Genomic DNA, 21,338 nt, shown 5'->3' with positions numbered 1-21,338 from the left:
GCAAGCATGTCATCACCTGAAGCAGTGATCGTTTCCACCGCGCGCACCGGCGTCGGCAAGGCTTATCGCGGCGCGCTCAACAACACTGATGGTCCGACCCTGGCCGGCCACGTGATGGCCGAGGCCGTGAAGCGCGCCGGCGTAGCGCCTGGCGAGGTCGAGGACGTCGTAATGGGCTGCGCCATGCAGCAGGGCACCATGGTGATGAACGTCGCCCGCAAGGGTGCGATCCGCGCCGGCCTGCCGGTGACGGTTGCCGGCACCACGATCGACCGGCAATGCGCCTCCGGCTTGCAGGCGATCGCGGTCGCCGCGCGTTCGGTGATGCTCGACGGTGTCGAGATTGCAATCGGCGGCGGCATCGAGTCGATCAGCCTGGTGCAGAACGATCACATGAACAAGTTCCATGCCGTCGACCAGGATCTCATGGCGATGAAGCCGGAGATGTACATGTCGATGCTGGAGACCGCCGAAGTGATTGCCGAGCGCTACAAGATCAGCCGTGACCGGCAGGACGAATACTCGCTCGAATGCCAGCGGCGCGTCGGCGCGGCCCTGCAGGGCGGCCGCTTCAACGACGAGATCGTGCCGATCACGACCAACATGGCGGTCTTGGACAAGGACACCAAGCAGGTCAGTTATCAGCAGGTCACGCTGAGCCGGGATGAAGGCCCGCGGCCGGATACCACGGCTGAAGGCCTCGCCAAGATCAAGCCCGTGTTCGAGGGCAAGACCATCAGCGCGGGCAATGCCAGCCAGCTATCGGATGGCGCCTCGGCCTGCGTCATCATGAGCGATAAAGTCGCCGCGCAGAAGGGGCTGAAGCCGCTCGGCATCTTCCGCGGCTTCGTCGCCGCCGGCGTCGAGCCGGACGAGATGGGCGTCGGCCCGGTCGCCGCGATCCCGCGGCTGCTCAAGCGTCACAATTTGAAGATCGATGACATCGATCTCTGGGAGCTCAACGAGGCATATGCGGTGCAGGTGATCTATTGCCGTGACAAGTTGGGCATCGATCCCAACAAGCTCAACGTCAATGGCGGTTCGATCGCGATCGGTCACCCCTACGGCATGACCGGCTCGCGCCTCACCGGTCACCTGCTCATCGAGGGCCGCCGGCGCAAGGCCAAATACGGCGTGGTGACCATGTGCATCGGCGGCGGCATGGGCGCCGCGGGCCTCTTTGAAATCGTGCACTGATCGGAAACGGAGTTTTCACGTGAAGACAGCAATAACCGAACTGTTTGGCATCCAGCATCCGATCATCCAGGGTGGCATGCATTATGTCGGCTTCGCCGAGATGGCCGCGGCCGTATCGAATGCCGGCGGTCTCGGCATCATCACGGGCCTGACGCAGAAAACGCCGGAACTCCTCGCCAAGGAGATCGCGCGCTGCCACGACATGACCGACAAGCCTTTCGGCGTGAACCTGACTTTCCTGCCGACGCTGTCGGCCCCGCCCTATCCGGAATATATCGCCGCGATCCGCGAGGGCGGCATCAAGGCGGTCGAGACGGCGGGCCGCAGCCCCGAAGCCTATATGCCGGCGCTGAAGGCGGCCGGCATCAAGGTGATCCACAAATGCACCTCGGTGCGACATTCGCTGAAAGCGGAGAAGATCGGTTGCGATGCCGTCAGCGTGGATGGATTCGAGTGCGGCGGTCATCCCGGCGAAGACGACATCCCGAACATGATCCTGCTGCCGCGGGCTGCGGACGAACTGAAGATCCCGTTCGTGGCCTCCGGCGGCATGGCGGATGGACGCAGCCTCGTCGGCGCACTTGCGATGGGCGCCTCCGGCATGAACATGGGCACGCGCTTCGTCGCCACCAAGGAAGCTCCGGTCCATGACAATGTAAAACAGGCGCTGGTCAAGGCGACCGAGCTGGACACCGTGCTGGTGATGCGCGCGTTGCGCAATACCGAGCGCGTGCTCAGGAACAAGGGCGTGGACGAGCTGCTCGAGATCGAGCGCGGGAAGGGCGCAAGCCTGAAGATCGACGACATTCTCGACCAGGTGGCTGGCGTTTATCCGAAGGTCATGGTCGATGGCCAGATGGATGCGGGCGCGTGGAGCTGCGGCATGGTGGTCGGGCTGATCCACGACATCCCGACGGTCAAGGAGCTGATCGACCGCATCATGGCGGACGCCGAAGCGATCATTCGCCAGCGCTTGACCGGCTTCCTCGACGGAACGGTCGAGACGCAGCGGGCACGCGCGGTCGCCTGAGATGCGGCGAACACGAGAGCGTCAAGACTGCGATGGCTGACGGCGTCACGATGCTGACGCCGCAGCGCTACGGAAAGAAAACATAGGGGAGGGAGGAAGATCATGCCCGTCGTCGGTAGCCATCAATATCCCACCATGGAATCCGTGATCTACGGCAAGCCGGCAGCAGAGGCGCTGCGGGAGGAGGCCGAACGGCTGGGCGCCAGGCGCGTCTATCTGATCGTGAGCCGCACGCTCAACACCACGACCGACGAGATCGAGAAGATCCGGACCGCGCTCGGTGAACGCCATGCCGCGGCCTTCGACGGCGTGCCCCAGCACACGACCCGGGACGTAGTGACGCAGATTGCCCGACAGGCCAGGGATGCCCAGGCGGACCTGGTCGTTGCGATCGGCGGCGGTTCGGTGGTCGATGCAGCAAAGATCGTGCTGATGTGCATGGAGCACGAGATCTTTGAGCCAATGGGGCTCGATGGCTTCGAGACCACACCGGAACGCCGCTTCGGACCATTCCGAACCCCGAAGGTGCGGATGATCGCCATCCCGAGCACGCTCTCGGGCGGCGAATACAATTCGGGTGCGCTAGTCACCGATACCAGCCGCAAGCTGAAGCAGATCTTCAACCATCCGATGATGATGCCGCGCAGCATCATCCTTGATCCGGCGATCTCGAAATACACGCCTGAGAAGCTCTGGCTGGGATCCGGCACGCGCGCGATGGATCATGGCATTGAGGCGATCTGCTCCAGTCGTCCCAATGTGCTCGTCGACGCCGTTTGCCAGCAGGGCTTGCGCTACCTGTCCGACGGGCTACGGCGCACCAGGGACAATCCGAACGACGAGGCAGCGCGGTTGAGCTGCCAGTTGGGGTCCTGGATGTCCGCCTTCGGCCTGCAGTCGCGCGTTCCGATGGGCGCCAGCCATGCCATCGGCCATGTCCTCGGAGGAACCTGTGACGTGCCGCATTATTTATGCACGGCGGTGATGATGCCGAGCGTGCTCCGATACAATCTGCCGGCCACGCAAGCGGCTCAGGGATCAGTCGCCGCCGCGCTCGGCGCGCCGGGTCGTGATGCCGGCGAAGCTTTTGCAGCGTTCATCACGGAGCTCGGCTTGCCACGGCGGCTGGCGGACGTTGGCGTAGCCGAGGACCGGTTTGAGCTGATCGGCAAGAACGCCATGCTGTCGATCTTCACGCGGGCGAATCCGCAGCCGATCCGTGAGCCCGGTGACATCGTCAAGATACTCAAGTTGGCCGCCTGACGCGGCATCCGAATGTCTGTCACGCTTGCCGCGCGCAGGCGTGCATAAATAACAATTGGAGGGAATCAGCGATGTCCTGGGGCACGCGATTGGCTTGCGCACTGGTGATTGCAACGTCCACGCCCTGCTGGGCGGGTGACACTCCGGGCGTCACGTCGACGAAGGTGAAGATCGGCGGTATCTTTCCCCTGAGTGGACCCGCGTCCTCGATCGGTCAGGTCGGGCAGGGCGTGCAGGCCTATGTGAAATCGATCAACGATCGCGGCGGCATCAACGGGCGCAAGATCGACTATGTCATGATGGACGATGCGTATAGCCCGCCTAAGGCCGTCGAACATGCGCGAAGGCTGGTTGAAAGCGACGAAGTCGCTTTTATGTTCAGCCAACTCGGCACGGCAGGTAACTCCGCAGTGGCAAAATACCTTGCCGTGAAGCGAGTGCCGACCATTGCGATCGTCACCGGCGCCAGCAAGTTCACCAACGTTAAGGACTATCCACTGACGACCACGGGTCTCGTCAGCTACGACACCGAAGGCAAGATCTACGCAAAATATCTGACGCGGGCGCTGCCCGCGGCGAAATACGCAATCCTCTACCAGAATGATGATCTCGGTCGCGACTACGTCAACGCGTTCAGGGCGGTGCTTGGCGCGGATTTCGACAAGCGTGTCGTCACTGCGAGCTACGAGGTCACGGAACCGACGGTCGACTCGCAGGTCGTTGCGCTCAAGAGCTCCGGCGCGCAGGCGCTGTTCGTAGCCGGAACACCGAAATTTGCGGCGCAGGCAATCCGCCGCGCGGCCGAGACTGGGTGGAAAGCAACGATCCTGATCAACTTCCCGTCGTCGTCTGTCGCGGGCACGCTGAGGCCCGCGGGGCTCGAGAATTCGGTCGGCGTCATTGTCGGCACCCCGAACAAGGATCCGAACGACCAGAAATGGGCGGACGATGAGGCAATTAAGGCTTATCGCGCCTTCTTCGACCGATATCTGGCCGGCTCCGACATCACCAACACCAGCTATCTGACCGGCTACCAGCAGGGCATGGTCCTCGAGCAGATCCTCAAGCAATGCGGTGACGATCTTTCGCGCGAGAACATCATCAAGCAGGCAAAGTCGCTGAAGAACTTTGATCTGCCGACCGCGCTGCCCGGCGTCAGGATCAATACCAGCGAGAGCAACAACATGATCTGGACGCAGCTTCAGCTTCAGCGCTGGAACGGCTCACGCTGGGAGCAATTCGGCGACATTCTCGACGCAAGCTCTGAGTAGTGGATCTGCGCCGACGTTTATTCCGCGGGGACGAAGTTCATCAGGAGAAATCCACGATGGCCGATTTGCGCATCTTCTCATATCTGCCGAACCCGCGTGTCTGGAAGGCAACTATTGCGGCACGCTTCTGCGGCTTGGATGTTGAGGTCAGAGGGGCGCCCGCCAAGGAGCTGAAAGGCTGGCTCTGGGACTACGACGCCCGCCCTCTGGCCGAGGAGGAGCGCCGATCGCTATCATCCCTCGCACGCACGGGCCGGGTCGGCCTGACCGGCGCGCAGCTCTTCAAGACCGATGCTTTTCTGGCGGCGCAGCCATTCGGCAATGTGCCGGCTGCCTTCGGGCCTAGCGGAGAGGTTGGAATCTTTGAGTCCAATAGCATCATGCGCGCGGTGGCGCGCCTGGGCGCAGCCACCTACCAGCTCTACGGGCGAGACGCCTATGAAGCCTCCAGGATCGACGGCTTTCTCGATGTCAGCCTGGTCTTTGCGAGGGATGCGCAGATCTATCTCCTCGCACTGTCAGGTGGCGCGGTCGACGCGACCATCCACGCCCGCGCGAAGGAGGCGTTCGCGATCTATATGTCGGGGATCGAGCTGGCCTTGTCGCGACGGCAATATACGCTGGTCGGGAATGGGATCACCCTGGCCGACATCTGCTTTGCCGCTGAACTTGCGCTGTTCATGAACGAGTATGCGCGGGCTGAACAACTGACCAGGCTGGGTCTCGACAAGATCCTGCACACTGACGCCCGCAGCGAGTATCCTTTGGCCTTTGCTCATTTCGAGCGGCTCCTCGGGCACGAGCACTTTCGTCCTGATCTCGCACCCTACGTCGAGAAGCTGCTGTCCAGAGCCGCGGCGTGAGGCCGCCGGCCGCAACAGGGAGTCTGACCGCATGACCGCGCCAGTTTGCCTGATCTCGGGTGTCGGCCCCGGTACGGGCTCGGCTCTTGCCAAGAAGTTCGCAGAAGGTGGCTATCGCGTCGCGCTGCTCGCGCGCAATGAGGAGCGCCTCGCGGCGCTCGAAGCGCAATTGCCGGGCGCGAAGGGATTTCGTTGCGACGTGTCGGACCCCGCGCAGGTAGATGCGGTGGCATCGGCTGTGGAGCGCGATCTGGGCCATCCGGCGGTCGTCATCCACAACGCCGTCGGCGGTGCGTTCGGCACCTTTCGGGAGATCGATCCGGCGATTCTCAACCGCAATTTTCAGGTCAACACGATGGGGCTGTTGTATCTGGCTCGACGATTGACCCCAGCGATGATCGCGGCCGGTGCGGGCGCCGTCATTGCCACCGGCAATACCTCGGCGTTGCGCGGCAAGGCTGGCTTTGCCGGTTTCGCGCCAACCAAGGCGGCGCAGCGGATCCTGGCGGAGTCCATGGCCCGCGATCTGGGATCGCAGGGAATCCACGTAGCCTACGTCGTCATCGACGCCGTGATCGATCTCGAATGGACGCGAAAGCGGTGGCCGGAGCGGCCTGACGATTTCTTCATCAAGCCGCAGGCGATCGCGAGCGAGATCTGGCACGTTGTCCATCAGGACCGCAGCGCTTGGTCGTTCAATGTTGAACTCCGACCGTTCGGAGAAAACTGGTAGTCGAGAGTGTTGCGGGTTGCTGCAGGCTGTAAAGTGCCTCGTGAGCTCGAATGTCCGACGCAACATATCTGACAGGATTGGCGTGGCAGTCTATCTGGTCCGCTTGTGGCGGCGCTGAGCAGCTGCCACAATGCTGGGCTATAGCAGTGGGTTCCCACCGATCCATCAGCCCTGCAGTTTCAATCTAGGCTGCGCTCGCTTGGCGGTAACGAGCCGCGGGCGCACGATGAGACAGATTCGGTAGTAGCTTCTGCCGTGCTGCTTCATAAGCCTGCCAGTCGGCGACATCGCTTAGGGATGGAACGGTGAAGAGCTCGCCCTGATCATATCCCGCGAGGGCCGCGTCAACCATATCGGCAGCGTCCATTATGATCTGTTCCGGGAGATGCGTCTTAGGCGTGCCAGCCAATTGCCAGAAATCGGTATCCGTTGCCCCAGGGAGCACCGCTTGAATGCGTATGTTCTTATTGGAGAGTTCATGGCTGAGAGAACGGGTGAAAGCCAGCACAAACGCCTTGGTCCCGCCGTAGACTCCGTTCAGCAACTCAGGCGCGACGCCCACAATTGATGCAATGTTGATGATTGAGCCATTCGCGCGCTTCACAAAGCCCGGGACGGCTGCATAGGTAAGGCGCGTGAGCGCGCTAATGTTGAGTGCGATCATATGATCCATCTTCTCGATGTCGGAAGCGAGCAGAGGAGCGGTTGCACCGACGCTAGCGTTGTTCACGAGCATCGTAACGCTCGAATCCGAGCGTAAGATGTCCTCGATAAGCGCGAGCTCCACTCTTGTGTTGAGATCGGCTGCGACCACTTTGATGCGACGTCCGCTCTCGTTTGCCAGCCGGTTTGCAAGTTCATCGAGACGATCGCGGCTGCGAGCCACCAGAATGAGGTCATAGCCACGGCGGGCTAGCCGGTCTGCGTAAATCGCACCGATTCCTGAAGAAGCGCCCGTTACAAGGGCCGTTCCGGTTGCAGCGAAGTTGTTGCTCATTTCGAAAGTCTCCCAATGTTCGGCGCGGTTCGGCTCGAGCTACGCCTTCGGTTGGAGATGTTATGGAGTCTAGCGATTGGCTAAAACGTCGTAGTTGCAACCTTTTCGGACATTCGAAGTATACGCTCGCTCCGAGATGGGATCGGCGTCCGTGGCTTGATGCAGGCCGCTTGTGCCGGCAAAAGCCAGCACTTGGCGCATCTCTCAATGTTGGAATTGCTTTGTCACGGCCCAACGGTATTAGCCGGGTCGAGCCAGGTGCGCTCGATGACGAGCTCTTGCCGATAGGAGGATTGTTGAGCGATAAAAATCCACAATTAAAAACATGCGTTCACGAAGAAGACGCGGCACCGTCTACAGTCTGGTGGATCAGATCTTGCGGGCGAACCGGTGTGCCGCGCTCGGCAAGATAGCTCGGCGCAGCGCAGACCAGACCCTGATAGGGCGATAGCGAGCGCGACATCATCATTGAGTCACTGAGCTTACCGACGCGAATTGCGGCATCAATGCCGTCCTCGAGCAGATCCGCGATCCGGTCGCTCAAGATGATATCTACGCTGATCTCAGGGTATTTCTTCATAAATCGGACGACCGCCGGGGCCAGGCTGTAGGAGCCGAACGCCACCGACGTTGCAATCCTGAGCCTGCCGCGGGGAGCCTTCAGCGCTTGCTCGGCCAGCACGTCGCCCTCCTCGGCCTCCTCCAGCAGGTGGCGACAATGTTCAAGATAGTGCTGACCAAGCTCGGTGAGCCCCTGCCGACGGGTTGACCGATTGATCAATTGAGAACCTAGCCGATCCTCCAGAAAGCGGATGTGCTTGCCGATCATGGTGGGCGATAGCCGCAGCTCCTCGGCTGCAGCAACGAAGGAGCCAAGGTCGGCCACCTTGATGAACACCGCCATACTCGTCAGTCGGTCCACGTGCAAAAAACCCAGCGGTGGCCGCCCTGAGCTTCATGACAGCAGTCGATGATCCTTCGCGCTTCAAAAGGTCGCGCGATGTGGCGGCGTATTTTGGCCTGACCTCGCGGCGCTGGCAGTCCGGCACGTCGATCGACGTGCAGGGGCGGATCAGCAAGGCGGGCGATGCCGACGTGCGGCGGGCGCTTTATGAGGCGGCCAGTGCGTTGCTGACCCGCTTCAAGCGCAAGGACAAGATCAAGACATGGGGGCTTGCGATCGCCAAGCGCACCAGCCACCGCAAGGCGGTCGTTGCGGTGGCACGCAAGCTTGCGGTGTTCATGCATGCGATGTGGGTCGATGGCACGTTTTATTGTGGCGATCCGGGCGCATCGAGGGCGGACGTGAGCGCACGTGCCGCCGCCAAGGACCGCAAGCTGCTCGGAGCCCATGCATGACCAGCCCGAGCCAATGGCAGATCAATGACCCGATGACCGCAAGGCTTTGAACCCGGAGCTCCGCCACAAGCGGAAGAGACCTGGTGCAGATCAACGACGACGGAACGCACGCTATCTTGCCTGTGGCCACGCACGTGACGTGCAACGTGGACCACGCCGGACTGCCTGTGATGTGGCTCCGTCATGCCGATGGAAAGATGCGCCGCGACGGCGTCCGCGCTGCCCTGCTGCAGCGAGATTATGCCGTCGATGAGCGCGGAAGAGTGCAGGGCGCACCGGGACTCGCTTTTGTGGTGGCGCAGCGTGTTCAAGCGTGGCGCAGAGGGCCTTGTCGCAAGCGAGAAAGGAAACGAGAATGGGTGAGATCAGAGAGACGACACGACCGATTAAGAGGGCTCTTCAAATCGGGCTTCGAGATACCGGTGCACGGGGATAAGACGGCCGTGGCCGAATCCGGAGCCTGGTGCAACGACTTGGAAGGTCGTTGCCACAAAGGAGAGCTCCGATGAAACTGTACCCGCGAGATTAAGGTCAGCACGGAGCCAGAGGCGATCCGCTGCGCTGTAGAGGGCTACGCGGATCGCCTCGATAGAGTAGGGGTCGAGGCGTCATCGCTAGGCATCTGGCTGTATCGCGAATTACAGCCAGTCGGGCTTCCAATCATTGTCGTGAGGCGCGCCACATGCGCGTTTCGCTGTCGACAATGCGCAACAAAACCGACCGAAACGATGCGCGCGGCATCGCGCAGATGATGCGGTTGGGCTGGTACCGCGCCGTGCATGTCAAGAATATCGACATGCAAAAAATGCGCACATTGCTGACCAACCGGAAGCTGCTTAAGCGCAAATTGGTCGACCTCGAGAACCATGTTCGGGGCGCGCTGCGGGCCTATGGATTGCTCGTCGGAGCAGTCGCTCGAGGCGCCTTTGAGGCCCGCATCCGCGAGCTGATCGAGCACGGCGACCCGATTTTTGTGATGTCGATCCAGGTCATGCTGGACGTGCGCCGCGCGCTCCTCGAGGGCTACGATCGGCTGCATCGCGTGCTCCTTCAGGTGGTCCAGCATGATCCCGTTTGCCGGCGTCTCATGACGGTTCCGGGTGTCGGCCCGGTTGTCGCCTTGTCATTCAAGGTTGGCGTTGATGACCCTCATCGCTTTGCCCGATCACGCACAGTGGGCGCCCATTTTGGCTTGACGCCGAAGCGCCATCAGTCTGGCACATCGATCGATTTTGAAGGTCGCATCAGTAAACAGGGCGATATCTCCGTGCGGGAGGCGCTGTGTGAAGGGGCTGCAAGTCTGCTGCTACGGGTCAGAAAATGGTCGGCGTTGCGGGCTTGGGGCCTGCGAATTGCCAAGCGGTCGAGCATGCTGTGTGCGATTGCCGCGGTCGCGCGAAAGCTCGCGGGCATTCTCCACCGGATGTGGGTCAGTGAGACCGATTTCCACGTCGGATTCGGTGCCAAGGTCACGCAACGGCTGCGCCTAAAGCCGGCGCAGCAATAGCTACGTAGACGAGCGTAGGAAGGCGCTGGGATTACTCCCAGCATGCTGAGGAGGGAACGAAATTAGAGATCCGCGCGCGCGGTGAGCGTCCCCTGGCGGGGCCGCGAAACGGGGAATGTCCGCTATCTCTTGCCTGCTGCCGTCCTTCGGGAACGAGAGCGCCAGACTGCTTGGACAGCCCTGTTTACGAACCTGATGAAGAGCATGCGACGGCCGAAGTGCTGAACGCGAAGGAACGCATGGACCCCGCCTGGTGAATGCTGATCGCAAGCGTTGCGGTGACGCGTGCGCGCCGTCGATGCAGGGAGTCTGTCATGGCTGAAGTGCGAAGAGTCGAAGAAAAGCGTAGGAATGAGTTGACTTTGCCCGCCCGATTACGAAGGCAAGATGAAAGCAATGGCGCTACGGAGCGCCTAAGCCGTTGTCTGCACATCCAAGAGTTGGCGCCGCTTGGGTCCCCGTTGTTACCATGTTCGACCCAACGCAATGGCGAACCTGCGCATTTCCATCTGCGTCTTGGCAGACGCTCGTCGGCTTCACATATCGTCGGCTCATTCCAACGCCGGATGCGGGCCATGCGAGAGATCGACGACAAATTCGAAGTGAAGCTTGGACCGATCGGCAACCGCAGGGCCCGGAGGGCGACCAGCTATCTTCGACGCGTCCGCCAGGAGGCGACCAAAGCCGGCAGCAGTGTGCGGTCGGGTTCGTCGTTTACCGGCGGCCGCATCGGACGCGGCCGTGCCCAAGGTGCGGTGTTGGCCCCACGCGGTCGAAGCCACGGACAACGCCGGGTCGTGGTTAAGGCCCGGATCGTGCGGATCAAGTCAGGTGAGACTGGTGCCGTGCGAGCTCACCTCCGATACGTCCAGCGCGACGGCGTTACGCGGGAGGGTCAGCCAGGGGAGCTTTACGATGCCAGCAGTGACTGCGCCGATGGCAAGAACTTTACGGAACGCAGCGCCGGCGACCGCCACCAATTCCGGTTTATCGTGGCGCCAGAGGACAGCGCTGAGCTGGCGGACCTGAAACCCTTCGTCCGCGACCTCATGCGGCAGATGGAGCGGGATCTCGGCACCAGGCTCGACTGGGTTGCTGCCGATCATTTCAACACCGGCCATCCCCATACGCACATCGTTTTGCGCGGCAAGGATGACGAAGGAAAGGACCTCGTCATCGCGCGCGACTATATCGCTCATGGCTTTCGGTCGCGGGCAGCAGAGCTCATCACGCGAGAGCTCGGCCCTGAAACGGACATCGAGGTTGCTCGAAAGCTTCAGCAGGAGATCACAGCCGAGCGGCTTACGCGGCTTGACCGGAGCATCCTGCGAGATGCCCGGGACGGAGTACTCGAGTTGGGTGCGCTGTCTGGACGGGAGCCCGCCTGGCAAATGGCGCGGATCGGAAGGCTGCGAGCGCTGGAGCGGATGGGGTTGGCGGACGAGACAGAGCCGGGGCGCTGGCGGATCGACCCTGAGCTCGAGCCCAAGCTCAGACGCATGGGGGAACGCGGCGACATCATCAAGACCATGCACCGTGAGATGGCCGCGGCAGGAGTTACGCGGGCGGTGGGCGACTACACGATCTTCGATCCGGAACGAAGTGCTCATCGCTTGATCGGACGGGTGGTGGGCGAGGGGTTTGCGGACGAACTGACGGAGGCGCTATGTCGTGATCGATGGGGTGGACGGTCGGACGCACTATGCCGAGCTCGGTACCCTTCGCGCCAACGAAGAGGCGCCTGTCCGGAACACGATTCTGGAGCTCAGGTCGCGCGTCGCTGAACCGCGCGCAATCGATCGCACGATCGCTAGCGTCGCCGCCCGCCATGGCGGCATCTACAGCGACCGGCTGCATCGGGAATTCGATCCGCAAGCGTCCGGCGAGTATGTCGGATCTCATGTCCGGCGCCTGGAGGCGATGCGGCGCGAAGGGATGGTCAGCCGCGTTGCCGATGGCAGCTGGAGCGTGGGGCGGGATTATCTGGACCGGGCGCTTCAGTACGAGAAGCTCCAGCAAATGCGCAATCCGGTGCGGGTCGCGGTGCTCTCATGGCAACGGCTCGAAGATCTACCGCAGGCGCTGGGTGCAACCTGGCTCGATCGCAGGCTTGTTGGGAAGGAGTCCGATGCGCTCGCATCGACCGGTTTTGGGGCGGAGGTGGAGACAGCGCTCCGAACAAGACGGCAATGGCTGATCGAGCAGGGGCTTGCGCGAGAGCAAGGCGGCCATGTGCGTTTTGCCCGGAACATGCTCGAGACGCTCGAGGCGCGCGAGCTGGCGAGGACTGCGGCCGACATATCTGCGCGCACCGGCCTTGAACACGTCGACGTCAAGGCCGGCGACAAGATCGAGGGTGTCTACCGGCGCATGCTGACGCTGAACAGCGGGCGGTTCGCCCTGATCGAGCGGTCCCATGACTTCGCGCTGGTGCCGTGGCGGCCGGTGCTGGAGCGAGCGCGCGGGCAATTGGTCACCGGTCAGGTCGGCGGGGAGGGCATATCCTGGTCGATCGGCATTAAGCGCGGGATGGGACGAGAGAGGCTGGATTTTATCAGCGGACTCAGTTTTCCCGCGAGCGGTTCGCAAGTAGCTCAATTTTTACCATATAAGACTTTGAAAAATATGTCAGTTATACTATTTTAGCGATTCTAGTATATCTCAGTTTCCTCTAAGTTCCAGAAGTTATACTGTTTTCGCGAAAATAGTATAACGAGGTCTGCCATGGCACCAAACCAACGCCTCGATATCTCCTACCAGACGCTCTATTCGGAGCTCGTCCAGCGCAGCCTGGATGAAAGCTTCACCTCCGAATTCTCCGCCAGCGGCCGGTTCGTGGCCGTCGAGGTCAAAGGCAAAAAATACTGGTACTTCGACACGCCCAAGCCTGAAGGAGGCGCCCAGGACCGCCGCTATGTCGGTCCGGTGGATGACCCCGAAATCAGCAAGAGGGTGGAAGCATTCAAGGACCTGAAGGCTGACCTCAAAGGCCGTCGCCGTCTCGTTTCCACACTGACGCGCGAAGCACACCTGCCGCGTCCTTTGCCCGTGGCAGGCCGAGTAGTGGAAGAACTGGCGAAGGCGGGCTTCTTCCGTATGAGGGGCGTGCTCGTCGGCACTGTCGCCTACCAGTGCTACTCCGCTGTGCTCGGCCGACGTCTTGATGCGGTCGCCATGCAGACCGGCGATGCCGACTTTGCGCAATTCCATGAAATCTCGGTCGCGATCAAGGATTCCATGCCTCCGATCCTGGAGGTGCTTCGACAAGTCGATCCAACCTTCCGCGAGGTTCCGAGCCAGGCCGACGGCAGGGTCTCCACCCAATTCGTTTCGCGGGACAACTTCAAGGTCGAATTCCTGACGCCGAACCAGTGGTCCGACGACCAAGCCGGCAAACCGGTTCCGATGCCGGCCTTGGGCGGGGCGGCGGCACTTCCGCTCCGCTTCCTCGACTACCTGATCTACCAGTCCATCCGTGCCGTGCTGCTGCACGGTGCAGGCGTGTCAGTCCTCATTCCATCGCCCGAACGCTACGCCATCCACAAGCTCATCATCGGATCCCGCCGCAAGGAGGATCGCGACGCAACCGCAAAGAGTTCGAAGGATCGGCTTCAAGCCCGATCGATCACAGAGGCGATGATTGCAAATCGGCAGCACGCTGATGTTGCCTCTGCCTTCATGGAGGCATGGGATCGCGGCGACCAGTGGAGAGCCGCGATCCGCACCAGCATCGCGACCTACGACGATGACTTCCAGAAGTTGCTCCGAACCGAGCTCGCGAAGGGTGTATCCGAGCTCGGCTCCGATCCAGCCGATTACAATCTGCTAGAGAAGCCCACCGACAAGCCGCCCCATCCGCCGAAATAACCTGCGGTCGGCAGCCCCAGGGGGCCTGTCTCGAGCCTCCCGCTCCAACGTCGCCTCGACCAGCACCACCAGCAGCAGACAGCATAAGCTCCTCGCCAACATGATCGCCTCTTGCACGCGGGGGCTGCCGATGCCGATGCCGATATCGGTATACCGATCATGTCGACGTTCCCGACCGTATTGGATGCTGCCTCTGGCATAGCATGACCGTGGCAGAGATTGGGCTGTCCACGCCTTGCTGGCTCTTGCTCGCCAAATGGCTTGTTGATCGCTGACCCGTCCGACCCTTCGCTCCTCAGTACAATTAGACGCAGCTCAGTCTTACAGAATCGCATCGTGGTGCTTCATGGTCGTGCGCGACTCGCGCATGGTCGCTACGGTGCTGAGCGCCAATCGCCAAGGATCAGTGGGTGACATGGCAACGAGATGCAATTTGGGCCAATTGTTCACGGGCTGTTGAGGCACTCGATGACTCTGCGCTGACCTTGATCTTCAAGTCCACCGCCTGATCAGACTTGATCAAGCTCGCACTCACTGACGGCGCGACTTTTTATTTCGATTGAAGGCCTGCCGTATTCGCCGTTTTCATCGCGCCGCTCACGTGGGGTGAGTGAGTGGGGCGAGCCGGATGTTTCCAGCAAAAATCTATGTCGGCCAGATCGCCATCGTGCTCGGCATCGTCGTCGCCTCGACCTGGGGCGCGACGCAATGGACCGCCGCAGCTCTCGGATATCAGCAGCGCTTGGGTGAGCCCTGGTTCCTGATCATCGGCTATCGCGTCTATCTGCCTTGGCGTTTGTTCGAATGGTGGTTTGCCTACGAGGCATACGCGCCCGAGATTTTTGAGCAGGGTGGTGCAATCGCCGCAGGCGGCGGTATCGCAGGCGCGCTCTTTGCGATCGTCAACTCGGTGTGGCGCGCGCGCCAAAGCCAACTGGTTACGACCTACGGTTCAGCGCGGTGGGCTACGGCAAAGGAAATCAAGGCGGCCGGCCTGTTCGCATCCAAGGGCGTTTTCTTGGGCCGACTCGAGAACAACTATCTGCGCCATGACGGACCGGAGCACGTCATGTGCTTTGCGCCGACGCGATCGGGCAAGGGCGTCCGGCTGGTATTGCCGACATTGCTCTCGTGGACGTCGTCGGCGGTGGTGTATGACATCAAGGGCGAAAATTGGGAATTGACCTCCGGCTGGCGTTCGACGTTCTCACATTGCCTTCTGTTCAATCCCACGGATGAGCGGAGTGCCCGCTACAATCCGCTGCTCGAGTTGCGCAAAGGAGCGGCCGAAGTCCGCGACGTCCAGAACATCGCGGACATCCTGGTCGATCCCGAAGGGGCGCTCGAACGTCGCACCCATTGGGAGAAGACCAGTCACTCCCTACTGGTCGGCGTCAGCCGCCGGCCGCAACGTAGTCCTTTACCGTGTTGCGGCTAATCCCCAGCTCCCGGGCAATCCGTTTGCTACCCCACCCCAGCTCGTTGAGCCGGAGTATCGCCGAAACCTCGTCCGGCTCCAGCATGGCCTCCCTCCGCGGATCCTTGAACCGCCGAGGAGCTGAACTGAGTCGCTGCATAAAACCCCCGTTCTGACCGTGTCGCGAGGGGGTCAATTCCTCGTGTCGTCAGGGGGTCAGTTTTCCATGTCGCCCGACATCAGCGTGGCCGCAGTCAGATATTTTATTTCGACGATTTCATGGGCGCGACTTTCTTGGGTGACCGCGGTGTTGCCATTGGACGGAATGAAGATCCTGCCATCTCGGACTTCATTGAAATGGTCGCAGCCGCACCGAACGCGCGCTTGGTCCTGACGACCCGGGAGCATATTTTCGGTCAGGCTTTGTCGGTTTCAGAGCGCTTGAGACAGGCTGATCTCGACAACCACAAGATCGTTCTGCGAATTGTCGACTATAGCTTCGGCCAACGTGCACAAATCCTTTGTAACCACGTCTATTTTAGCGACCTGCCTGACGCATATAGGGATGAGTTGCTGGAGTCGGACTTCTATTTGGAGATCGTTCGACACCCAAAATTCAACCCGCGTCTCGTCGAATGGCTATCGAGTTACAGCCGCCTCCGTTCTGTGCCGCCTAACCAATATCGCACGTTCATCCGGAGCCTCCTCAGAGATCCGTCCGAAGTCTGGCTCCACGCTTACGAGCGAGAGCTGAGCGACGCGGGGAGGTCTCTGCTCTTAGCCTTGTATGGTCTCGGCGGGAAGGCCGAGGGGACGGCACTTCAAGCTGCCTTCACCAAGCTTCACGCGGTCCGGACGAAGCGCCACGGCTTCAACCGGAGACCGGAGGATTGGGCCACCGCCATGGCGGAGCTGGTCAACGCATTCATCCGGCCTCAGGGAAAAACGGCATTCGAGGTGCTCGATCCATCGGTCATCGACCTGGTCAAGCCGTCATCCGAAAGACTCCGGACAACGCTGTCGATATGGTGATTGGTGCGATCGACTTCAGTCAGATCGATCGCGTATGGGGCCTGTCCAAGGGCGGCGACGCCGGCGTCGCGACCGCGCTAATCCAGGGCGGTGCCGAGGTTGCCGCCGCAATAAAGGATCGGGTCAGCGCCAACTGTCGGTTGATGACGTTCGAAAACGGCACCTTCGCAATGGAAACGTCGTCTGAGGCTCGTTTGGCGCTCCGTGCTTCCAATCGCTGACCGGCTTCGGAATGCCGAGATGTTAGGTCTCGCGCGTGCGCTGGTCGATGCGATGGAGACCTCTTGGTTAAGCTCAAGGGTCAATATCAATGATGGAGTCGAGGCCTTACGCGCGCTCGAGGCCGTGACATGGAGACCGTTGACCGAGCTGGTTGGGCTAACCGAGAGGTTGTCGTTGGCGCTAATCGGTGAGGCTCTCCGTCGATCCGTTGGCAAGGAGGCCGCGCCGGCGAAGGGGCCCAAGCCGGCCAAGAAGCCGAAGAAGGCCTCCGCCGGGCAGAAGGAAATGCTAATGCCAATTGAAGGCAAGAAGCCAAAGGACGTCGCGGCGAAGAAGCCGGCGCGAAAATCGGCCTAGGTGGCTAGCGTCGCGCGCGTTTCTCTCGCTGCAAGATTCTCTCAAAGAGCGGAAGCGCCGGGTCATTATTTATGCTCCCGTCCGCCTGCCCTTGCTCGACGAAGGATTGAGCATCGTCGCCGGAAGTAATATCAACTGCCAGTCGGTCTATCGCGTCCATCAACATCTCTTTGTTGCGCGCCAACCCGCGGTAGTAGTTCAAGACCGCTTGGAAATTGAGCTGGTATCGGCCCATTGGGGGTTCTAATCCGCATCGTTGCTCCCCCGACTTCCAAACTTCCTCACCGGAGCTTACGGCTGCGGCGTGCTCTCTACACCTTCGGCTGGGTTGAGCCTCTCCGCGCCTCTTGGAAGGGCTGCTTCGCGCCAGCTCGATCAGGAAGGAACGCGCCGTTCCTAGCTGCGTTCAGTTCTCCAAAACAGGGAGGACAAACGTGATTGATAATCTCATCAAGCGAGGTCAGCCCGACCGCAGCAAAATCAACATGCATGAGGCTCACGAGGTGAAGTACTGGACCCATGCACTTGGCGTAACCCGTGAAGAGCTTCAGAAGGCAGTCGATAAGGTGGGCAACTCCGCAGCCACAGTTCGTAAGGAGTTGGGCAAAGAAGCAGATGCGCAATGAGGACCGCGGGTGGCTGGTGTTCTACATCGACATCGCGATAGCCCTTTGCACGTCCGGTGTTATGTAGGCTTCGTTCACATGGTCTCTAGGCTCTTTGAGTGACCCAGCCTCGGGCCCGGTGGGTTGGTGCGTCGGAAACGTCCGGCTCAGCTTCTCCTCGTCCTTGAACAGGGCGTATGCCATGGCAACCTCCGTGCTGTACGTTCCCGTTACTCCATTTCCCTAAGACTGCTCAGGATGGCGAGATGTCGCTGGATGATCGGAAGGGACATCTGCGCGACCTGCAGCTCTTGCGGATTGCCGCCAGTCCTCAGGTAGGAATTGTTGAGCGCGAGCAATTCGCGATGGCCCCGAATCTGTCCTTGTACATACATCCGGTCGAACGGGCCCGAGGGCGTGGCCTGAAGCCGTTGCAGCAACATGGCATGGTCCCGCCGCAGGGACGCGGAGCCTGGGGCGGCGCCGAGCGCGCTTGCCACCTGCACCTGTTCTGCAATCTCGGCGTTCGCAAAGTTGATAACGTCGGGATTGCCGGTGCGGGTCAGCGCGAGCTGACTCGTCTGCATGGCGAACGCGCCGCCCATGAGGTCGGCGGTCCTGAAATCCCTCTGCGGATTTGTCCCGGCCTGAACGGCGCAGGTCGAAAGCCCGAGCCCTCCGAGGGCAAGCAAGAATGATCTTCTCAGCATGTTCATCTCCAGCGTGTGAGCGACAGACGCTTGGCTGCGTTGAACGTTCCTATCGATCGATCAAGATGGCTGCGCGGCGCTGGCTCTAACCGTGGAGCACTCCTCTATTTAACGCATGTTAGTGGCGACCCCGCAGGGCCACAAATTTCAATCGTCCGCGCGACGCATGCGGCTCGCCGTAGGAACGGCGGCCTGCAAAACGCCTTGTCTCGCTTTCACATCCCGCCACAGACGAGTTCATCTGATGCTACAAAGCAGAGTAGCCAACTTTCCCGCATCCACTGGCGCCCTTCTCGGGCTTGCGCTCGGGGCTTTCTTGGATGGCATTGTCTTCCATCAGCTGCTGCAATGGCATCATACGTTAAGCGGCTGCTATCCGCTCGATTCCATCGACAACGTCAGACTGAACACGACGTGGGACGGCATCTTTCACGGCGCGGCGTACGTTTTCGTGCTTGCAGGGCTCTACTTGCTTTGGCAGCGGGCGCGAGGCACCGAGCCGGGGTCGACAAGCCGGCAGTGTATCGGCACCGTGTTGCTGGGATGGGGCATTTTCAATCTTGTGGAAGGCGTGGTCGATCACGAGATCCTAGGCCGGCATCGGGTGAAGTGCCCGAAGGACAGCGCATCTTCTGGGATATCGGCTTGCTGTTGTGGGGGGCGGCGATCATGGTGTTGGGTGCCGGCATGGCGCGAGCTGGCGCACAGGAGGACGTGCATGCGGAAGGTCGCCTCCACGCTCGTTAGAAGCACGCCACCTGCGGTGGTCTACTTGATTTTCCTGTTGCTGCTCGCGACTGCAATGGCGCCACCGTTTCGCATCGTGATGTTCGGTCTATCGTTGGACGATCTCCTGCAGTTGCGTTGCTTGGCGTCCGTCTGACCGGCGAGGGGAACTACGGGTTCGGCGATCGCTTATCACCTCACTGGAGGCACGCGATGGGCAAGAAACAATTCGTCGCTTTACCGTTTCGTCTGGATAATTCCGAGTTGCACGTGATGCTGATCACGACACGGCGCAAGCGACGGTGGAGTGTCCCCAAAGGATCGCCGATGCGCAATAAGGAGCCGCATGCACGCAGCGGCAGTAGAGGCGTATGAAGAGGCGGGCCTGATCGGTGCCGTGGCAAAGCGCGCGCTTGGCAGCTTCAAGCATCGCAAGCGGAAGGGTGAGCGCACGCGGACCATGAACGTCGCAGACTTTCCCATGAAGGTGCATGGTCGGGAGCGCTGGTGGCCGGAAAAGGGCAAGCGGCAGGCGATCTGGGTCCCGGCGGAAACGGCCGCCCGTTTGGTGCACAAGGCGCAGCTCCGGCGATTGATCAACCGCTTCGCGGCGCAGACGGGGAAGAGTGCGTCCATTTAGCCGAAGGGATGAGGGGCAGCCTCTCATTGGAACGCGGCGCCCGTCTATTCATTCAATTTGGATGAACAAACCGTTGACAGGACTGGTCGGCGAGGAGCGGCCGCCGCATGAGGTGCTGGCCGCCGCCATCAGGCGACGCTGCGCTGTCCTATTTGTCGGCGCCGGCGTCTCGATGGCTGTGGGACTGCCGTCGTGCCAGTCACTGATCGAGCATCCGCTGGATGATCTCGATCTTGATGGCGATGTCATCGAGGGATGCACGGCGGATATCAGATGCTGGCGGAGTATTACCGGTTGAAGCGAGGCGGCATTGGTCCGCTCCGCAGCTGGCTCGACCGCAACTGGCGGGTCGATCCAGACAGGATCGCGAAGTCAGAGCTCCACCGCACCATTGTAGAGCTCGACTTTCCCGTCATCTACACGACCAACTACGACCGCAATCTCGAGACTGCCTTCGATGTGCTGCAAAAGCCTTATGCGAAGATCAGCAATGCCAAGGAGATCGCGAGCGCGGCGACCGGCGTTACCAACATCATCAAGTTTCACGGCGACTTCGACGACGATGCTTCGCTGGTCCTGACCGAGACCGACTTCCTCAACCGCCTTGCGTTCGACTCTCCGCTCGATATCCGTTTTCGCGCCGACGCGCTGGGAAGCACCTTGCTGTTCATCGGATACAGCATGTCGGATCCAAACATTCGGCTGCTACTGCACCGGATCTGGCAGACATGGGACGAGTCCGGGCACCGCCAAGACCGGGCGAAATCCTTTGTTTTCGTTGGACAGCGCAATCCGGTGCAGGAAGCCGTGCTGGCGAACTGGGGCATCACAACGATCGCGCCGCCCGAAGGGATGGCTGCCGACGAAGGTCTCAACCGCTTTCTGCGGGACATCCGCGAACGTCTGGATGGGCAGGGATGACATTGTCGGCCACGTTTATGGCCGGCGACGCTGCCAATTCCGTTTCCGACCGGCGCCCTCGTCGCAGCATATTGCAAGTCCAGAAGCCCCGCCTGCCATCGCTGCGCCATGGCCGCTGCCGAGAGGTCAAAGGATTTTTCTGGTCCGGCTTCCTCGGCGCCGGGGCGGTAGCTCAGGAGAAAGAGAACATCCTGGCGGTCGAGATTCTGCAACTTGGCGTGAAGCTTGCGGGCTTCCACGGCAAGGCGAAGACGCAGAAAAGTCTGGTTTCCGAACGTCAGATCGCTCTTTCGCTCGGCCGCGTCTTCGAGGCCGTCAGGAACATTCCCGTCACGCGCAAAGAGATCGATGATGTAGAGACGCAGCGAGCCGGCCGTTTCCAGGACCGGATCGAATGGCGCGTTCAGCGAGAAGCCGCCGTCGCCGAGCCATCTCCCGGCGATCTGCACCGGGGCGAATTCCGGAAGGAAGCCGCAACTTGCCAGCGTGATCCATCTCGACTCGCGCTGAAACGGAATCGAACAGGACGCGATCGCCGCTTTTGAGATCAGTGGTGCAGATCGAGATGCGGGGATCGCCGCTGTTGAGGCGGCCGAAATCGATCAGGCGTGCAACACTGGC

18 protein-coding genes and 5 pseudogenes are annotated in these 21,338 nt (G+C 61.0%); 19 read left to right on the top strand and 4 right to left on the bottom strand.

The window, feature by feature from the left end:
• The first annotated feature begins 6 nt into the window (after positions 1 to 6).
• The 6 genes from ACVWY3_RS14940 to ACVWY3_RS14915 all read left to right on the top strand — a co-directional run bounded on the left by ACVWY3_RS14940 (position 7) and on the right by ACVWY3_RS14915 (position 6,357).
• Positions 7 to 1,197, top strand: coding sequence for an acetyl-CoA C-acyltransferase (locus tag ACVWY3_RS14940; RefSeq protein ID WP_456839123.1), 1,191 nt, complete (start codon positions 7 to 9; stop codon positions 1,195 to 1,197).
• Positions 1,198 to 1,216: 19 nt separating this feature from the next.
• On the top strand, positions 1,217 to 2,227 hold the full coding sequence (locus tag ACVWY3_RS14935; RefSeq protein ID WP_456839122.1) for an NAD(P)H-dependent flavin oxidoreductase: 1,011 nt from the start codon (positions 1,217 to 1,219) through the stop codon (positions 2,225 to 2,227).
• Positions 2,228 to 2,329: 102 nt separating this feature from the next.
• A complete protein-coding gene (locus ACVWY3_RS14930; protein WP_456839121.1) occupies positions 2,330 to 3,490 on the top strand; it encodes an iron-containing alcohol dehydrogenase in 1,161 nt (386 codons plus the stop codon).
• 71 nt (positions 3,491 to 3,561) lie between these two features.
• The gene (locus ACVWY3_RS14925; RefSeq protein WP_456839120.1) at positions 3,562 to 4,761 is read left to right on the top strand and encodes an ABC transporter substrate-binding protein; all 1,200 of its coding nucleotides are present in this window, start codon (positions 3,562 to 3,564) and stop codon (positions 4,759 to 4,761) included.
• Between the two features lie 56 nt (positions 4,762 to 4,817).
• Entirely contained in the window at positions 4,818 to 5,624 is an 807-nt protein-coding gene (locus ACVWY3_RS14920) for a glutathione S-transferase (protein WP_456839119.1), read from the top strand.
• A 31-nt stretch (positions 5,625 to 5,655) separates the two neighbouring features.
• Positions 5,656 to 6,357 (top strand): SDR family NAD(P)-dependent oxidoreductase, encoded by a 702-nt coding sequence (locus ACVWY3_RS14915; RefSeq protein WP_456839118.1) that lies wholly within the window; start codon positions 5,656 to 5,658, stop codon positions 6,355 to 6,357.
• A gap of 184 nt (positions 6,358 to 6,541) precedes the next feature.
• Here ACVWY3_RS14915 and ACVWY3_RS14910 read toward each other — a convergent pair whose 3' ends face one another.
• Both ACVWY3_RS14910 and ACVWY3_RS14905 read right to left on the bottom strand, forming a co-directional pair.
• Positions 6,542 to 7,354, bottom strand: a complete 813-nt coding sequence (locus ACVWY3_RS14910) for an SDR family NAD(P)-dependent oxidoreductase (RefSeq protein WP_456839117.1) — start codon at positions 7,352 to 7,354, stop codon at positions 6,542 to 6,544.
• A gap of 331 nt (positions 7,355 to 7,685) precedes the next feature.
• Positions 7,686 to 8,258 carry a LysR family transcriptional regulator gene (locus ACVWY3_RS14905; RefSeq protein WP_456839116.1) on the bottom strand — a complete coding sequence of 191 codons (573 nt, stop codon included), beginning with the start codon at positions 8,256 to 8,258 and terminating at the stop codon, positions 7,686 to 7,688.
• Between the two features lie 35 nt (positions 8,259 to 8,293).
• Between ACVWY3_RS14905 and ACVWY3_RS14900 the strand changes: the two are divergent.
• The 8 genes and pseudogenes from ACVWY3_RS14900 to ACVWY3_RS14865 form a co-directional block, all read left to right on the top strand.
• A pseudogene (locus ACVWY3_RS14900) lies at positions 8,294 to 8,713 on the top strand (transposase); the annotation flags it as partial.
• Positions 8,714 to 9,323: 610 nt separating this feature from the next.
• The gene (locus ACVWY3_RS14895) at positions 9,324 to 10,220 is read left to right on the top strand and encodes an IS110 family RNA-guided transposase (protein ID WP_456843373.1); all 897 of its coding nucleotides are present in this window, start codon (positions 9,324 to 9,326) and stop codon (positions 10,218 to 10,220) included.
• 257 nt (positions 10,221 to 10,477) lie between these two features.
• A pseudogene (rlxS, locus tag ACVWY3_RS14890) lies at positions 10,478 to 12,866 on the top strand (relaxase/mobilization nuclease RlxS).
• 78 nt (positions 12,867 to 12,944) lie between these two features.
• A complete protein-coding gene (locus ACVWY3_RS14885; RefSeq protein WP_456839115.1) occupies positions 12,945 to 14,087 on the top strand; it encodes a nucleotidyltransferase family protein in 1,143 nt (380 codons plus the stop codon).
• A gap of 628 nt (positions 14,088 to 14,715) precedes the next feature.
• Positions 14,716 to 15,483 (top strand): annotated as a pseudogene (locus ACVWY3_RS14880) (type IV secretory system conjugative DNA transfer family protein); the annotation flags it as partial.
• A 216-nt stretch (positions 15,484 to 15,699) separates the two neighbouring features.
• A complete protein-coding gene (locus ACVWY3_RS14875) occupies positions 15,700 to 16,536 on the top strand; it encodes an nSTAND3 domain-containing NTPase (RefSeq protein ID WP_456843372.1) in 837 nt (278 codons plus the stop codon).
• Positions 16,530 to 16,757, top strand: a complete 228-nt coding sequence (locus ACVWY3_RS14870; protein ID WP_456839114.1) for a hypothetical protein — start codon at positions 16,530 to 16,532, stop codon at positions 16,755 to 16,757. The genes ACVWY3_RS14875 and ACVWY3_RS14870 overlap by 7 nt, the downstream gene beginning before the upstream one ends.
• Before the next feature lie 190 nt (positions 16,758 to 16,947).
• Positions 16,948 to 17,115 (top strand): annotated as a pseudogene (locus tag ACVWY3_RS14865) (Ku protein); the annotation flags it as partial.
• Between the two features lie 4 nt (positions 17,116 to 17,119).
• On the opposite strand, the gene ACVWY3_RS14860 reads toward ACVWY3_RS14865, so the two are convergent.
• Positions 17,120 to 17,350 carry a hypothetical protein gene (locus ACVWY3_RS14860; protein WP_456839113.1) on the bottom strand — a complete coding sequence of 77 codons (231 nt, stop codon included), beginning with the start codon at positions 17,348 to 17,350 and terminating at the stop codon, positions 17,120 to 17,122.
• A gap of 202 nt (positions 17,351 to 17,552) precedes the next feature.
• Between ACVWY3_RS14860 and ACVWY3_RS14855 the strand changes: the two genes are divergently transcribed.
• Positions 17,553 to 17,741, top strand: a complete 189-nt coding sequence (locus tag ACVWY3_RS14855; protein ID WP_456843371.1) for a DUF3606 domain-containing protein — start codon at positions 17,553 to 17,555, stop codon at positions 17,739 to 17,741.
• Between the two features lie 209 nt (positions 17,742 to 17,950).
• Here ACVWY3_RS14855 and ACVWY3_RS14850 read toward each other — a convergent pair whose 3' ends face one another.
• Positions 17,951 to 18,325, bottom strand: a complete 375-nt coding sequence (locus ACVWY3_RS14850) for a DUF4142 domain-containing protein (RefSeq protein WP_456839112.1) — start codon at positions 18,323 to 18,325, stop codon at positions 17,951 to 17,953.
• A 349-nt stretch (positions 18,326 to 18,674) separates the two neighbouring features.
• Between ACVWY3_RS14850 and ACVWY3_RS14845 the strand changes: the two genes are divergently transcribed.
• The 4 genes and pseudogenes from ACVWY3_RS14845 to ACVWY3_RS14830 all read left to right on the top strand — a co-directional run bounded on the left by ACVWY3_RS14845 (position 18,675) and on the right by ACVWY3_RS14830 (position 21,262).
• Positions 18,675 to 19,313 carry a DUF2243 domain-containing protein gene (locus ACVWY3_RS14845; RefSeq protein WP_456839111.1) on the top strand — a complete coding sequence of 213 codons (639 nt, stop codon included), beginning with the start codon at positions 18,675 to 18,677 and terminating at the stop codon, positions 19,311 to 19,313.
• A 189-nt stretch (positions 19,314 to 19,502) separates the two neighbouring features.
• A complete protein-coding gene (locus tag ACVWY3_RS14840; protein WP_456839110.1) occupies positions 19,503 to 19,796 on the top strand; it encodes a hypothetical protein in 294 nt (97 codons plus the stop codon).
• Positions 19,797 to 19,857: 61 nt separating this feature from the next.
• Positions 19,858 to 20,717 (top strand): annotated as a pseudogene (locus ACVWY3_RS14835) (SIR2 family protein).
• Positions 20,714 to 21,262, top strand: a complete 549-nt coding sequence (locus ACVWY3_RS14830; protein ID WP_456839109.1) for a hypothetical protein — start codon at positions 20,714 to 20,716, stop codon at positions 21,260 to 21,262. Before ACVWY3_RS14835 ends, ACVWY3_RS14830 begins: the two are co-directional and overlap by 4 nt.
• Positions 21,263 to 21,338 lie beyond the last annotated feature (76 nt).

The sequence above is a fragment of the Bradyrhizobium sp. USDA 4486 genome, from assembly GCF_054057995.1.
This window is presented reverse-complemented; position numbering and strand designations above follow the sequence as displayed.